The following is a 14,808-nucleotide window of genomic DNA, read 5'->3' on the forward strand; positions in this document are numbered from 1 at the left end:
GCCCTGGGCTTCGACGTCCCCCTCTGGCGCGCCTTCGCCCTCTACCGCGCCGTCGCCCTGGTCTACGCCCTGGTACTGGTCGTCCAGTACCACGAGTACCTGGCCAGGTCCTGGCTGGCCTGGGCGGTGCTGGTCGTCATGTCCGGCTGGACCGTGCTGACGACCTATGCCTACGCCCGCCCGGCCTGGCGCACCTGGCGGTTGCTCACCGCCGACCTCGTGGTTGCCTTCGGCTGCCTGTTCGCCACCGGTCTGGCCGCGACCCCCTTCTACCTCACCCAGGCGCCGCCGCTGAGCTCCTACTGGTTCGCCGGGGCCGCGCTGTCGGCGAGCGTCATCTGGGGCCGCCGGGGCGCCGCCACGGTCGCCCTCGCCTACGGGTTCGCCGACATCACCCTGCGCGTGCTCATGGACGCCGACGTCACCGCCGCCACCGTTCGGGGCGTGGTGCTGCTCCTGCTGGCCTGCCTGGCCGTGGGCTACATGGCCCGGGTCGCCGAGCAGGCTGAGGAGCGCTTCGCCCAGGCGGTGACCCTGGAGGCGCGCATCCGCGAACGCGAGCAGCTGGCCCGCTCCATCCACGACTCGGTGCTCCAGGTGCTCGCCCTGGTCCGCCGCCGCGGGGACGAGATCGGCGGAGAGGCAGCCGAACTGGGCCGGATGGCCGGTGAACAAGAGGTGCGGTTGCGCTCCCTGATCACCGACGGCCTGAACTCGGCCGGGACGGGCTCCTCGGCGCCGGGCGGGGCGTCCGCGCCGGGCACTGCCATGGACCTCAGGGACGCGCTGCGCCGCCTGGAGTCGGTCCGGTTCTCGGTCTCGGCACCCGCCACCCCGGTGCTCCTGCCCGGGTACGCGGTGGCCGAGCTGGCCGCCGCGGTGGCGGCGGCCCTGGACAACGTGGACCGGCACTGCCCGCCGCAGACGCGGGCGTGGGTTCTGGTGGAGGACGAGGAGCAAGCCGTCACTGTGACCGTGCGCGACGACGGTCCCGGCATCCCGCCGGGCCGACTGGATCGGGCCCGCGCGGACGGGCGTCTGGGCGTCGCCCAGTCCGTCCTGGGCCGGGTCCGCGACCTAGGCGGCAGCACCGAGCTGTACTCGGAACCGGGAGAGGGAACCGAGATCGAGATGATCGTCCCTCGGGACCGCCCCCTTCAGCCGTGATCTTGCTACCAGAAGCGCTGAGCCACTGAAACCCAAGGCGCCGAACTCGCTCCTGGTAGCAAGATCACGGGGCTCAGGCGGGGGTGCTGAACTTCAGGCCCGCCTCGGCGAAGGCTTCGTCGAGTACCCGGACCGCCTTGGGGCCCACCCCGTGCAGCGCCAGCAACTCCGGGCGCGTCATCGAGGACACCTCGGCGAGGGTGGTGAACCCGGCCTGGACCAGCGCCTGTGTGGCCGGTCTGCCGATCCCCCTGGGCAGGTCGCCGACCTTTCCCGGAACCGCGTGCTCGGCGGCGACGGCCCGCTCTGCCAGTTCCCTGGGGGCGTGCACCAGCCAGGCGCGGCGCACCCAGCGGTTGAGCGGCTGTCCGTCGACGTTGGCGAGGGGGACCCGCACCTCGACGGGCGAGGCGCCGTGGGTGCGCAGCTCGGCTGTGCGGTGGGCGGCCAGCAGTTCGTTGGCCTCGGCCGTGGGCAGGACCAGGCTCACCAGTCCCGGGCCGTCCACCCAGGCGAACCGCACCCCCTGGACGAAGAACTCGCTCCCCAGCGGCCCGGAGTGTTTCTCGGTGGTCTCGGGGTGTGAGAGCGCTGCCTTACGCAGCTGGGCTCTGGTCGTCATGCCACCACCTTAGACACCCGCACCGACACTTTCACCGGGGTGGCGCTCCTCGGCCGGGGCGGTGCTCCGTTCACTGGAGCGGCGGCCCGGCGCCGGGTTCCTCCTGGTGGGAGAAGCGCTCCTCACCCCAGGGGTCGGCCCGGTTATGGTAGCCACGCTCCTCCCAGAACCCGCGCCGGTCGCCGACCATGTACTCCACCGACCGCAGCCACTTGACGCTCTTCCACCCGTACAGGTGCGGTACCACGAGGCGCAGTGGGAAGCCGTGTTCGGGGGCGAGCGGGAGGCCGTCGCGGTGGGTAGCGAGCAGGACGCCGTCGTCGAGGAAGTCGTCCAGGCGCATGTTGGCGCTGTAGCCGTACTCGCCCCAGGCCATCACATGGGTGACTTCGGGGGAGGGCGGTACCAGCCGTACGAGGTCGGCCGCGCGGACCCCTCCCCAGGGAACGTCGGGGACGCTGAAGCGCATCACGCAGTGGAAGTCCCGCACTACGTCCGTACGGGGGAGCCCGCCGAACTCCTCCCAGGTCCACCGGTAGGTCCCCAGGGACTCGGTGGCGCCGAACACGCGGAAGTCCCACCGCTCGGGCCTGAAGGTGGGGACCCGGCCGTAGTGCAGCGGCCTGTGCTCGTACCGGACCGCCTGCCCGGGAGGCAGCCGTAGCCGCTGTCTCCCGCCCGTGCCCGCGGCCTCCTCGCCTTCAGACAACCCGACCCCCGCTCGCTTTCTACGACTTCGGCCCTTCACATCCGTTCCCCCGGACCCTGGTGCGTTCCCTGCTCCTTGGGTGGGGACGCCGACGTCCTGACATCCTGTCAGGCGCCGAAGAGAGCTAGGTCACTCCCCCCGCCTGTGCGAGGAGTCGCTGACTGTGCGCTATAGTCGCAGCCATGCAGCGAAACTTTTGGCGCTTTTATGGCTACCGGCCCCACTCCCCGGTCGCCTGTAAAGCGCTGCGCTGACACAGACGACTTCCCAGGAGCCCCGGGCCGGTAACGGTCCGGGGCTCCTTTGTTTTCGCCCCGGGTCGGACCACCCCCCGGCACCGGCGCGACATCCGCGCGGCTCAGCCATCCAACCCACGAAACAGGGAAACCACATGGTCATCGTTATGGCGCCGGGCGCCACCGCCGACAACATCGACGCGCTCGTCGAGCTGGTCACCTCCGCCGGAGGCGAGGCCTACGTGACGCGCGGTGTGAGCCGCACGATCATCGGCCTGGTCGGCGACGTCGAGCGCTTCCAGGACCTCGGCCTGGCCGCCAAGCCCGGTGTCAGCGACGTCCTGCGCATCTCGGCCCCGTACAAGCTGGTCAGCCGGGAGAACCACGACAGCCGCACCGTGGTCAGCGTGCGCGGCGTCCCGATCGGCGGCGACAACATGACCGTCATCGCCGGTCCCTGCGCGGTCGAGACCCCCGAGCAGACCCTCGAGGCCGCCCGGATGGCCAAGGCCGCCGGCGCCGCCCTCCTGCGCGGTGGCGCGTACAAGCCCCGCACCTCCCCGTACGCCTTCCAGGGACTGGGCGAGGAAGGCCTGAAGATCCTCGCCGACGTGCGTGAGAAGACCGGCCTTCCCATCGTCACCGAGGTCGTGGACGCCGCTGACGTCGATCTGGTCGCCTCCTACGCGGACATGCTCCAGGTGGGCACCCGCAACATGCAGAACTTCGCCCTGCTCCAGGCGGTCGGCGACGCGGGCAAGCCCGTCCTGCTCAAGCGCGGCATGAGCGCGACCATCGAGGAGTGGTTGATGGCCGCCGAGTACATCGCCCAGCGCGGCAACCTCGACATCGTCCTGTGCGAGCGCGGCATCCGCACCTTCGAGAAGGCCACCCGCAACACCCTGGACATCAGCGCCGTCCCGGTGGCGCAGAACCTGACCCACCTGCCGGTGATCGTGGACCCGTCGCACTCCGGTGGCAAGCGCGACCTGGTGCTGCCGCTCTCCCGCGCGGCCATCGCGATCGGCGCCGACGGCGTGATTGTCGACGTGCACCCGAGCCCGGAGACCGCCCTGTGCGACGGTCCCCAGGCGCTGCTGGAGGAGGACCTGGCCGAGTTGCGCGACCTGTCCGCCACTCTGGCCACCTTGAGCGGCCGCACCCTCACCCCGGCGCCCGAGCGTGAGTTCGCCGCCCTGTGACGTGCCGGTCTGACGGCTGAGACAAAGGTGCCCCGGACGCTCGCGAGCGTCCGGGGCACCTTGCGTAGGCGCGGCCTCTGTTACCGAGCTGCGTTACTGAGCCGGGGCCGGGGCGGCGGCCTTGGCGGCGCTGGGAGCGACCCGGGAGGGCGAGGCCTCGCCCAGGAAGCTGGGCTTGTGCAGCTGGGCCGTGGTGACCAGCTGCTCGGCCAGCTCCTCGGCGTCCAGGCGCTTCTCGATCTGGCGCAGGTCCGGGATCTTGGCCGCGGTCTCCACCTGGCGCGGGGTCAGCATCGTGCAGCAGTCCTCGTCGGGCAGCTCCGAGATGGCCAGCGTCCCGATCCTGCGGGCCTGGTCCATGATCTCGGTCTTGTCCATGCCGATGAGCGGCCGCAGGATCGGCAGATCCACGGCGTCGTCCAGGGCGGTGATGTTGGTCATCGTCTGACTGGACACCTGGCCCAGGGCATCGCCGGTGATCAGGCACTCGGCCTTGAGGTCGTCGGCCAGGGCCTCGGCGGTCTTGAGCATTAGACGGCGCTGGGCGACGATCTGGAGCCGCTCGATACCGGAGCTCTTCAGCTGCTGCTGGGCCTTGCCGAAGGGCACCACGAACAGTCGCGAACCCACCTGGTAGCGGTCCAGCTGGCGGACCAGGCTGTAGGCCTTGTAGATGGACTCGGGGCCGGTGAAGGGCATCCCGGAGAAGTGCAGGAAGTCGACCTTCAGGCCGCGCCGGATCATCCGGTGGGCGGCGACGGGGGAGTCGATACCGCCGGACATCAGCACCAGGCCGCGACCGCTCATTCCGGCGGGCAGACCGCCCTGACCGGGGATGCCGTCGGTGAAGACGAACGCCTCGTCCTTGTCGACCTCGACGTACAGGGTGTTGTCGGGGCGCTTGAGGTTCACCTTGTAGCCGTGCGCCTCGATGATCTTGGACCCGAGGAACCCGGCCAGCTTGCCGGAGTCCATCTCGAAGCGCTTGTCGCGGCGGCGGGCGCGCACCGCGAAGGTGCCCTCGCGGCCGGCCATCGAGCGCACGCCGATGTCCACGATGGCGTCCAGGTCCTTGGCCACCCGGCGTACCAGGTGCACCCAGACCACGCCCATGACGTTGGCCATGCGGTCGGCGATCTCGGCGACCTCGAGGTCGGAGGCGCCGGGCTTGCGCACGATGATCACACCGGCTCCGCGCTGGGAGAGGCGGATCTCGCCCAGGTCGCGCACGGAGTTCCGGATGTTGTTGTGCAGGCGGCGCTCGAACAGCTTGCGGTTGGAGCCCTTGAGAACGATCTCGCCGAGCTTCATGAGTACGCAGAGCTCGCCGAGCCCGGCGTCGGCTCCGACCTCGGTTACGGGGAGCGGCGCGGACTCCAGCGACGCGGACATGGTGCTACCTCCGGAGGGTGATGCCTGGGTTTCGCGAAAGGACGATGCCTTCCAGTATCGAACAATCCCCGGACCGCTCGGTCCATTCCCGGTCCCGCCCGTCCCGAGGTGAGACCCCGGACACGGCCGCGGCCCCTCCCCGGGCGGGAAGGGGCCGCGACAGAGGGCGGGAGTGGCTAGCCGAAGAAGACCTCGGCCTCCTCGTAGCGCTCCGCGGGAACGGTCTTGAGGGTGTCGGTGGCCTCGGCCAGGTCCACCCGCACGACGTCGGTGCCCTGCAGGCCGACCATCTTGCCGAAGGACTTGTCGTGCACGGCCTCGATGGCGTTCACGCCCAGGCGGGTGGCGAGCACCCGGTCGAAGGCGGTGGGGGTGCCGCCGCGCTGGACGTGGCCCAGCACGACCGAGCGGGACTCCTTGCCGGTGCGCTTCTCGATCTCCTCGGCCAGGGTCTGGCCGATACCGCCCAGGCGCACGTGGCCGAAGGAGTCCTTCTCGCCGGTGGCCAGTTCCAGCTGCCCCGCCTTGGGGTGGGCGCCCTCGGCGACCACGAGGATGGGGGCGTACTGGGTCTCGAAGCGGCTCTCGACGTGCTTGACGACCTCGTCCATGTCGAACGGGCGCTCGGGGATGAGGATGACGTTGGCGCCCGCGGCCATGCCCGAGTGCAGGGCGATCCACCCGGCGTGGCGGCCCATGACCTCCACGACGAGGGCGCGGTGGTGCGACTCCGCCGTGGTGTGCAGGCGGTCGATCGCCTCCATGGCGATGTTGACCGCGGTGTCGAACCCGAACGTGTAGTCCGTGGCGTTGAGGTCGTTGTCGATGGTCTTGGGCACGCCCACGACGTTGACGCCGCGGTCGTGCAGCTGGCGGGCCACACCCAGGGTGTCCTCGCCGCCGATGGCGATCAGGGCGTCCACGCCCAGCCCGGCCATGTTGTCCTTGACCCGCTCGACACCGCCCTCGATCTTCATCAGGTTGGTGCGGGAGGAGCCCAGGATCGTGCCGCCGCGCGGGAGGATGCCGCGCACGGCGCTGATGTCCAGGGGCATGGTGTCGCCCTCCAGGGGGCCGCGCCAGCCGTCCCGGAAGCCGATGAACTCGTACCCGTAGTCCTTGATGCCCTTCCGGACCACGGCGCGGATGACCGCGTTCAGACCAGGGCAGTCTCCACCGCCGGTCAGCACCCCGACTCGCATACGACTTCTCCTCGACGTTGTGGGTGTTCACGGCGCAAGGCGCCATATGGTCTAGACCATAGTGGGCCCGGGCTCCCCGGGCCAACCCCTGCGCAAAGAAGCTTTCCGAAACTCCGGACTTTCTGACACCCGGCTTTCCGTAACACCCGTAGAGGCGAAACCAAGGCCACCACACCGCGGCTGTGTCCGGCAGTGCCGAAGGGGAGATCCCGCCGGGGTCATTCGTCCAAGCCCCGGTCGATGGCGTAGCGGACCAGTTCCACCCGGTTGTGCAGATGCAGTTTGGTGAGGGTGTTCTGGACGTGGTTCTGGACCGTGCGGTGGGAGATAGTGAGGCGGCGCGCGATCTGCTTGTACGCCAGCCCTTTGGCGACCAGCCGCAGCACCTCGGTCTCGCGCGGGGTCAGCACCGGCGCGTCATCGGAAGGCTTCTCCTGGGCCGACAGCCGCCGGTACTCGCCGAGCACCAGACCGGCCAGCCCGGGCGTGTAGACCGCTTCCCCGGTGTGGACCCGCCGGACGGCGTCCAGGAGCTCCTCGCGCCCGGCGGACTTCACGAGGTAGCCGGTGGCACCGGCCTTGACCGCGGCCAACACGTCGTCGCTCTCTCCGCTGGCCGACAGCACCAGGACCCGAGGGGGTTCGGCCAGCGCCACCAGGGCCGCGGTCAGTTCCACGCCGTTGGTGTCGGGCAGGTGCAGGTCCACCACGGCCAGGGTGGGCCGCACCGCGGGGGCGATCCGCAGCGCCTTGGCGCCGTCGCCCGCCGTCCCCACCACCGTGAGGCCTGCCTCGGTCAGGTCACGCGCCACCGCTTCACGCCACATCGGGTGGTCGTCCACCACCAGTACCCGGATCTCGTCGCCGCTCATGCCGCTGACGATAGCGCGCGACCCCCCTTCCGCACAGGGGAAGAGGGGCCGCGGTTGCTCAGGTCCGCTTTGCGCGGCTGACCGCCGGATCAGTTGTTGCCGCGGCCGTTGCCGTTCCCGCGTCTGTCATCGTCATCGTCGTCGTCGAGGTCGCCCAGGCCGATGCCGCCAGGGGTGGCGGTGATCTTGATCTTGGTGCCCTCTGGGGCGGTGCCGGTGTGCGACTGGTGGCCGATCCTGCGGCCGCCGAAGATCCGTTCGACCTCGACCTCGAATCCGGCGTCCTCCAGGGCGTCGCGGGCGTCGCGGATGGAATCACCGATCACGTCGGGGATCTCGACCTCGGGCGGACCGCTGGACACGGTCAGGGTGACGGTGGCGCCGGGACCGACGTTGGTACCGGTGTCCGGGCTCTGGCTGATCACCGTGCCCTCGTCGATGCTCTCGCTCTCCTCCTCGACCACCTCGACCGTCAGGCCCAGGTCGTTGAGGGTCTCCTCTGCGTCCTCCCGGGTCTCCCCGGCCAGGCTGGGCACCGGGATGCCGCTGCTGACGGTGAGCGTCACCGTGCCCTCGCGGTCGGCCTCCGCACCCGCTTCGGGGCTGGTGGCGAGCACCTCACCCGGGGCGTTGTCCGGGGAGTCCTGCTTCTCCTGGACGATGTTGCCCTCGTCGAAACCGAGGTCCTCCAGGGCCTTGACCGCGTTGGCGAAGTCGTCGCCCACCAGGTTGGGCATGGACACCTCCTGCGGCCCCTTGGACAGGAACACCGTCACCTCGTCGCCGGGAGATAGGCGTTCGCCGACCTCGGGGTCGGTCTTGCCGACCTGACCGGCGTCGGCCTCGTCGCTGTAGACAGTCTCGTCGGACAGCTCGAAGACCAGCCTGGCGCCGCGGATCTGCTCACTGGCGGCCTCGGGGCTCGCCCCCACCACGTCCGGGACGGACTCGAACTGGCCGAGGAGGAACCACCAGCCCGCCACACCCACGACCAGGGCCATGGCGGCCGCGCCGACCACCAGCATGCGGTTGCGCGAGAACCACGACCTGCCCTCCTCGGGGTAGTCGTCGTACCCGTCGTCGTACTCGACCGGCGGCAGGTCGGCGCCGTTCATGTCCACGACCATGGTGGCGTTCTCGGTACCCGGACCGGCGCCGCCCGCGATCAGCTGGGGCGCGGTCATGGTGGCCGCGGAGTTCGCCTGCGGTGCCACGGGGGCCAGCGGGGCGCCCGCGGCCGCGCCCGTGACGGTGTCCGGCAGGGTCCGCAGGACGTCCAGGACCTTGGCCAGGTACTGCCCCGCGTTGCTCGGCCGGTACTTCGGGTCGCGCTCGGTGGCCTTGGTGACCAGCGCGTCCACATCGGCGGGCAGGTTGGGCAGGAAGTGCGAGGGCCGCGGAACGTCCTCGTTCACGTGCTGGTAGGCGATCGCGATCGGCGTCTCACCGGTGTGCGGCTGCCCGCCGGTGAGCAGCTCGTAGAGCATGATGCCCGCGGCGTAGACGTCGCTGCGCGCGTCGGCCACGCCCTTCTCGATCTGCTCGGGCGCCAGATAGGCGGCGGTGCCCATGAGCGTGCCGGTGCGGGTCAGTCCCTGGTTGGACTGCTCCACCGCGCGGGCTAGACCGAAGTCGGCCACCTTGACCCGGCCGTCCTTGCTGATCAGGACGTTCTCGGGCTTGACGTCGCGGTGCACCATGCCGGCCTGGTGGGCGGCGCCCAGCGCGGCCAGCACCGAGGCCATGAAGTTCAGGGCCTGCTTCGGGGCCAGTCGTCCGCGGTCCTTGAGCAGGTCACGCAGGGTCTGGCCGGGCACGTACTCCATCGCCAGGAAGACGTGTCCCTGGTCCTCACCCTGGTCGAAGACCTGCACGACGTTGGGATGGGAGAGCTTGGCGACCGAGTGGGCCTCGTTGATGAAGCGCTGAACGAAGGTGGGGTCCTGGGCCAGGGAGGGGTGCATGACCTTCAGAGCCAGACGTCGGTCCAGTCTGAGGTCGTGGGCGACGTACACCGTCGCCATGCCGCCACCGGCGATCCTTGACTCGACGAAGTAGCGACGGTCCAGCGTCGCGCCTACTAGCGGGTCGGAAGTCGTCATGTCCACGGCGGAGTAGTGTCCTTGCTGCGGGGAGCGCGGGCGGTCGCGGCCGGTGGCGCGTACCCGACACCTGGTGTCGAACCGCCACGATAGCGGAATACGGTGTCAGGTCCTGCCCCGCTGTTCACGGTCGCGGCGCCCCTGTGTCCACCGTCATGGAAACCGACGAGGTCATCGGCGTGGGACGTTCGCGCCTGGGCGGTCTGTCGGTGCGGTGCCGCGGGCGGCACATACACCCCTCCCACGGTAGGGGACGGAGCCAAACCCGGCCGTGACGCCGCGCTGGACTTCTCTTTGCCCGCGCGTCCTCCCGGGCTCTGATATCCCCGACTTCCTACCGCGGGATCGGCTGCGTGTTCGCTCAGACGACGTCGGGGCTGGAGGCCTGGGCATGCCTGCGGACCGGGATGCGGCCGGCCAGTCGGGCTCCGCGCCCGGCCCGGACGGCGTCGCGCATCGCGGCGGCCATGCGCACCGGCTCCTGGGCGCGGGTCACGGCCGTGGCCAACAACACCGCGTCGCAGCCCAGCTCCATCGCCAGGGCGGCGTCACTCGCGGTGCCGATGCCCGCGTCCACGATCACCGGGACGTTGGCCTGCTCGACGATGAGCTCCAGGTTGTGCGGGTTGCGGATCCCCAGCCCCGAGCCGATCGGTGCGGCCAGTGGCATGACGGCGGCGCAGCCCAGCTGCTCCAGGCGGCGCGCCAGCACGGGGTCGTCGTTGGTGTAGGGCAGGACGGTGAAACCGTCGTCGACGAGCGCCTCGGCGGCGTCCAGTAGCTCCACGGGGTCGGGCAAGAGGGTGTGCTCGTCGGCGACCACCTCCAGCTTCACCCAGTCGGTGCCCAGGGCCTCACGCCCCAGCCGGGCGGTGCGCACGGCGTCGGTGGCGGTGAAACAACCGGCGGTGTTGGGCAGCGGCCGGATCTCGTTGCGCTCCAGGACGTCCCACACCGAACCCTGAGTGCCCGGGGTGATCCTGCGCATCGCCACGGTGGTGAGTTCGGTCTCCGAGGCCAGCAGGGCCTCCTCCAGGACCTCCAGGGAGGGTGCCCCGCCGGTGCCGGTGATCAGCCGCGAGCCGAAGGAGACCCCAGCGATGACCAGCGGGTCCTCGAGGGGTACCGCGCTTCCGGAAGCCGGTGTGTCGCCAGTGGTGCGTGTGATGGTCGTTTCGGACATGGCTGTCAGCCTCCCTGAACTGCGGTGAGTACGTCCACGCGGTCGCCTGCGGCCAGCGTGGTGTCCGCCCACACGGCGCGGGGCACCACCTCGTCGTTGACGGCCACCGCGATCCCGCCGCGGATCTCGCCGTTCCCGGCCGAGGTCAGGTCGCGCACGACTGCCTCCACCGTGGCCGCCGCGGTCTCTTGGGCCTGGCCGTTGATGATCAGTTCCACTGCTTCTCCCACGTCTCCTACTCCCACGTCCATCTGTCGGCGGCGAACCGGCGCGCGTACGGGGGAAGCGCGCCGGTGACCAGGGCCTCGGCCATGACCTCGCCGGTCACCGGGGCGAGCAGCACCCCGTGCCGGAAGTGCCCGGCGGCCAGGTGCAGGCCGGGAACCCGGGTGGGCCCCAGCAGGGGTTCGTTGTCGGGCGAGCCCGGCCGCAGCCCCACACAGGTCTCGGTGATCTCCAGCTCGCTCACCCCCGGGACGAGTTCGCGCGCGTCCCGAAGGACCTGCCAGAGCCCGCCCACGGTCAGGGAGGTGTCGTGGCCCAGCTCTTCCTGGGTCGCGCCCACGATCACCTCGCCGTCGCCCCGGGGCACCAGGTACACCGGGAAGCCGCGGACCAGGCCGCGTACGGTGCGGTTGACCAGCGAGGGTTCCCCGGCCGGGACCCGAGCGCGCAGCAGCTGTCCCTTGACCGGGCGCAGCGGTGGCACCACCGGCTCGGGTACCTTGACGCGGTCGCCCCAGCAGCCCGCGGCCAGGACGACCTGATCGGCGGGGAGAATAAAAGGTACTGCGCCGTAGGCGTCCGTTGAGGGTGGTGGCGGGTCGGCCAGGCGCACGCCCAGCCGGGCGCCGTCGGGGCCGGGGGAGGTGACCTCCTCGGCGTGTCCGGCGATCTCGCGCACCCCCGCCTGCTCACCGGCCTGGGCCAGCGCCAGCAGCAGCCTGCGCGGGTCCACGGAGTGGTCCTCGGGGGCCAGTACCCCGCCGCGCACACCCGGGGCGAGTGTGGGCTCCAGGCGTCGGCACTCGCGGCTGGTGAGTCGTTCGGTGGCGATGCCCAGGCGCTGTTGGAGGGCGTGCAGGTCGGTCAGGACCGCCAGGTCGTCGCGGTCGAAGGCGACCAGCAGTGTCCCGGTGCGCCGGTGGCCGACGTCGACACCGCTGGCTTCCTGGAGTTCGGTGACGAAGTCGTCGTACAGGCGTGCGGAGCGCACGCCGAACTCCATCAGCTCCTCCTCCCCGAACACCGCTTCGGTGGCGGGGGTGAGCATGCCAGCCGCGACGGTCGAGGAGGCGCGGGCGTCGGAGGGCTCGGTGACCGGGTCGGGTTCGACCAGGGTGACGGCCAGGCTGCGCTGTGCGGCCCGCCAGGCGGTGACCCGCCCGATGACTCCGCCGCCGATCACCACGACGGTATTGGTAGGACGAATCTGTTCGTGAGAAGGAACTTCGAAGGTGCGCATGGCGCCGTATTCCACTCCCTTCGCCGGCATGACCCGGATCAGGTTCGTGCGGTCGGAAGCGGTGAGCCTCCCTCTCAGCCGGGTCCACCCGGCTCCCGCGGGACGTGTCTGTTCAGCCTCCATCCTAGGGGAGGACGTCCAGCGGGGAGTGGTGGGGATCTCCGAGACGGACGCCTCCCACGCCGCCCGATGGTCTCCGGGAAGCGGCAGGGTGTGGCAGATTGGTGAGGTGACACAAAGCGATCGTGAACTCGACGAACTCGTCGGCGAATGGCTGACCCTGCGCGAGGCGGCCAGGCCGCTGGGCGTGAGCCCCAACCGGATCAAGACCTACATCCGTGAGAACCGCCTGATGGGCGTGGTCCGCGCCGGTGAGCTCTCCATCCCCGCTGCCTTCCTGGACGGCGATGACCTGGTCAAGGGCCTGCCGGGCACCATTGTGCTGCTCACCGACGCCGGTTTCTCCACCGAGGAGGCCCTGCGCTGGCTGTTCACCCCGGACGACACCCTGCCGGGCACGCCGATCCAGGCCATGCGCGAGAACCGGGGCACCGAGGTGCGCCGCCGGGCCCAGAGTATGGCTTTCTAGTCGTACGGAGCACGGCGTTCCAGCGACTTGCCGTGGAGACTGCCCTAGGCCGCTGGTGCTCCAGGGCCTAGGGTGGATGGTGTGAGGACCAGCCACGGAACCAGCCTGCGCAAGCGCCTGGACACATCCCTTCTGTACCTGTGCACCGACGCCCGGACCGAGCGCGGTGATCTCGCGGAGTTCGCGGACGCCGCCCTGGCTGGGGGAGTGGACATCATCCAGCTCCGGGACAAGGGCCTGGAGGCCCGCCAGGAGCTGGCCGCGCTCGAGACCATGCGGGAGGCGTGCGAGCGCTACGGGGCCATGCTCGCGGTCAACGACCGCGCCGACATCGCCCGCGCGGTGCGCGCCGACGTCCTGCACCTGGGCCAGCGCGACCTGCCGGTGCCGATGGCCCGCGACATCGTCGGCGCCGATCCGGTTATCGGCCGGTCCAACAACGACCCCGAGGCGGCCGCGCGTTCCGCGGAGGAGCCCGGGAGCGACTACTTCTGCGTGGGCCCGACCTGGGCGACCCCGACCAAGCCGGGGCGTCCGGCGGCCGGGCTCGAACTGGTGGAGCGCGCCGCTGCGCTGGACACCGACCGGCCGTGGTTCGCGATCGGCGGTATTGACCTCACCAACATCGACCGGGTACTGAGCGCCGGGGCCACCCGGGTGGTCGTGGTGCGCGCGATCACCGAGGCCGAGGACCCCCGGGCGGCGGCCAACGCGCTCAAGGCCCGGCTGACCGCCCGCGTCGACAACACCTGACCGACACTGCCACGGCCCCGGAACCCGAGAAGGGGTTCCGGGGCCGTGCTGTGTGTGCCGTGGCCCCTGCGGGAGGCCGCCCTCGGGGCGACGGCACGTTCTGGGCGGCCCGGGCATCGTGCCCGGGCGGTGGGACCGGTCAGAGGCGTTCGACGACCATGGCGTTGGCCAGTCCGCCCGCCTCACACATCACCTGGAGCCCGAAGCGGCCGCCGTGCTCGTGCAGGCCGTGGGTGAGGGTGGTAGCCAGGCGGGCACCGCTGGCACCGAGCGGGTGGCCGATCGCAATGGCGCCGCCGTTGACGTTGACCCGGCCCAGATCGGCGCCCAGCTCGTCGGCCCAGGCCAGCACCACGGGGGAGAAGGCCTCGTTGACCTCGAACAGGTCGATGTCGGCCAGGGTCAGCCCCGCGCGGGCGAGCAGTTTCTCGGTGGCCGGGATGATGGCGGTGAGCATGTACAGCGGGTCGTCGGCGGCCACCGCGAAGGAGTGGAAGCGGGCCAGCGGGGTCAGCCCCAGCTCCTCGGCGCGGCTGCGGCTCATCACGAGCACGGCCGCGCTTCCGTCGCTGAGAGGGCTGGCGTTGGCCGCGGTCACCTTCCAGTCGATCTGCGGGAAGCGGCGCCCGGTGGCCTCGTCGTAGTAGGCGGGGTGCAGTCGGGCCAGGGTGCCCAGATCCCCGCCCTCGCGGATCCCCTCGTCCCGGGTGAGCCCGGCCAGCGGGGTGAGCTGGGTGTCGAAGGCGCCTCGTTTGGTGGCCTCGGCGGCCCTGGCGTGGCTGGTCAGGGCGAACTCGTCCAGCCGGGTGCGGGGCAGGTCCCACTTGGCGGCGATGAGTTCGGCGGAGATCCCCTGGCCGACCCACCCTTCGGGGTAGCGGGCGCGGAAGCCCTCGCCGAGGGGGTCGTCAGAGCCGGTCAGGTTGGCCCCCATCGGCACCCGGCCCATGGACTCCACCCCGGCGGCCACGACCACGTCGTAGGCGCCCGACATCACGCCCTGCGCGGCGAAGTGCAGTGACTGCTGGCTGCTGCCGCACTGGCGGTCCACGCTGACGCCCGGCACGGATTCGGGGTACCCGGCGGCGAGCAGGGCGCGGCGGGTGATGTTGAAGGCCTGCTCGCCGACCTGGGTGACGACCCCGCCGATGACGTCGTCGATCACAGCCGGGTCGATCCCAGTGCGGTCCACGAGCGCGCGCAGGCTGTGCGCGAGCAGGTCCACGGAGTTGACGTCGTGCAGGGCCCCGTTCGGTTTGCCCCGCCCGACGGGTGTGCGGACCGCGTCGACGATGACGGCTTCGATCATGACTG

Annotated in this window: 14 protein-coding genes and 1 riboswitch; of the genes, 4 read left to right on the forward strand and 10 right to left on the reverse strand. The window is 70.9% G+C overall.

Going from position 1 to position 14,808, the window contains the following annotated elements:
- Window positions 1-3: 3 nt before the first annotated feature.
- Complete coding sequence (gene macS, locus D457_RS0116130; RefSeq protein ID WP_083926778.1) at window positions 4-1,167, forward strand: MacS family sensor histidine kinase; 1,164 nt, start codon at window positions 4-6, stop codon at window positions 1,165-1,167.
- Between the two features lie 73 nt (window positions 1,168-1,240).
- Here macS and D457_RS0116135 read toward each other — a convergent pair whose 3' ends face one another.
- The gene (locus D457_RS0116135) at window positions 1,241-1,789 is read right to left on the reverse strand and encodes a helix-hairpin-helix domain-containing protein (RefSeq protein WP_017581708.1); all 549 of its coding nucleotides are present in this window, start codon (window positions 1,787-1,789) and stop codon (window positions 1,241-1,243) included.
- 70 nt (window positions 1,790-1,859) lie between these two features.
- On the reverse strand, window positions 1,860-2,498 hold the full coding sequence (locus D457_RS0116140; RefSeq protein ID WP_017581709.1) for a molybdopterin-dependent oxidoreductase: 639 nt from the start codon (window positions 2,496-2,498) through the stop codon (window positions 1,860-1,862).
- A 391-nt stretch (window positions 2,499-2,889) separates the two neighbouring features.
- On the opposite strand from D457_RS0116140, the gene aroF reads away from it, so the two are divergent.
- Window positions 2,890-3,936: a 3-deoxy-7-phosphoheptulonate synthase gene (gene aroF / locus D457_RS0116145; RefSeq protein WP_017581710.1), complete on the forward strand. Its 1,047-nt coding sequence runs from the start codon at window positions 2,890-2,892 to the stop codon at window positions 3,934-3,936.
- Window positions 3,937-4,029: 93 nt separating this feature from the next.
- Here aroF and thiI read toward each other — a convergent pair whose 3' ends face one another.
- The 7 genes from thiI to D457_RS0116180 form a co-directional block, all read right to left on the reverse strand.
- Complete coding sequence (gene thiI, locus D457_RS0116150; RefSeq protein ID WP_017581711.1) at window positions 4,030-5,328, reverse strand: tRNA uracil 4-sulfurtransferase ThiI; 1,299 nt, start codon at window positions 5,326-5,328, stop codon at window positions 4,030-4,032.
- 176 nt (window positions 5,329-5,504) lie between these two features.
- A complete protein-coding gene (locus D457_RS0116155) occupies window positions 5,505-6,530 on the reverse strand; it encodes a 6-phosphofructokinase (RefSeq protein WP_017581712.1) in 1,026 nt (341 codons plus the stop codon).
- Between the two features lie 218 nt (window positions 6,531-6,748).
- Window positions 6,749-7,402 carry a response regulator gene (locus D457_RS0116160; protein WP_017581713.1) on the reverse strand — a complete coding sequence of 218 codons (654 nt, stop codon included), beginning with the start codon at window positions 7,400-7,402 and terminating at the stop codon, window positions 6,749-6,751.
- Between the two features lie 89 nt (window positions 7,403-7,491).
- Window positions 7,492-9,510 (reverse strand): Stk1 family PASTA domain-containing Ser/Thr kinase, encoded by a 2,019-nt coding sequence (gene pknB, locus D457_RS0116165; RefSeq protein WP_026116699.1) that lies wholly within the window; start codon window positions 9,508-9,510, stop codon window positions 7,492-7,494.
- A 355-nt stretch (window positions 9,511-9,865) separates the two neighbouring features.
- On the reverse strand, window positions 9,866-10,687 hold the full coding sequence (locus tag D457_RS0116170) for a thiazole synthase (protein WP_017581715.1): 822 nt from the start codon (window positions 10,685-10,687) through the stop codon (window positions 9,866-9,868).
- Between the two features lie 5 nt (window positions 10,688-10,692).
- A complete protein-coding gene (thiS, locus tag D457_RS0116175) occupies window positions 10,693-10,905 on the reverse strand; it encodes a sulfur carrier protein ThiS (protein WP_017581716.1) in 213 nt (70 codons plus the stop codon).
- Window positions 10,906-10,922: 17 nt separating this feature from the next.
- Window positions 10,923-12,152 carry an FAD-dependent oxidoreductase gene (locus tag D457_RS0116180; RefSeq protein ID WP_083926779.1) on the reverse strand — a complete coding sequence of 410 codons (1,230 nt, stop codon included), beginning with the start codon at window positions 12,150-12,152 and terminating at the stop codon, window positions 10,923-10,925.
- A riboswitch (TPP riboswitch) is annotated at window positions 12,151-12,261 on the reverse strand. It overlaps the preceding gene by 2 nt.
- Window positions 12,262-12,381: 120 nt before the next feature.
- On the opposite strand from D457_RS0116180, the gene D457_RS0116185 reads away from it, so the two are divergent.
- Both D457_RS0116185 and thiE read left to right on the forward strand, forming a co-directional pair.
- Window positions 12,382-12,741, forward strand: a complete 360-nt coding sequence (locus tag D457_RS0116185; protein ID WP_026116701.1) for an Rv2175c family DNA-binding protein — start codon at window positions 12,382-12,384, stop codon at window positions 12,739-12,741.
- 81 nt (window positions 12,742-12,822) lie between these two features.
- Window positions 12,823-13,494 carry a thiamine phosphate synthase gene (gene thiE, locus D457_RS0116190; RefSeq protein WP_017581719.1) on the forward strand — a complete coding sequence of 224 codons (672 nt, stop codon included), beginning with the start codon at window positions 12,823-12,825 and terminating at the stop codon, window positions 13,492-13,494.
- Window positions 13,495-13,633: 139 nt separating this feature from the next.
- On the opposite strand, the gene D457_RS0116195 is transcribed toward thiE, so the two are convergent.
- Window positions 13,634-14,803, reverse strand: a complete 1,170-nt coding sequence (locus D457_RS0116195) for a thiolase family protein (protein WP_017581720.1) — start codon at window positions 14,801-14,803, stop codon at window positions 13,634-13,636.
- Between the last annotated feature and the right edge of the window lie 5 nt (window positions 14,804-14,808).

Origin of the sequence: Nocardiopsis valliformis DSM 45023 (genome assembly GCF_000340985.1) — a bacterium.
Lineage (GTDB): Bacteria > Actinomycetota > Actinomycetes > Streptosporangiales > Streptosporangiaceae > Nocardiopsis > Nocardiopsis exhalans.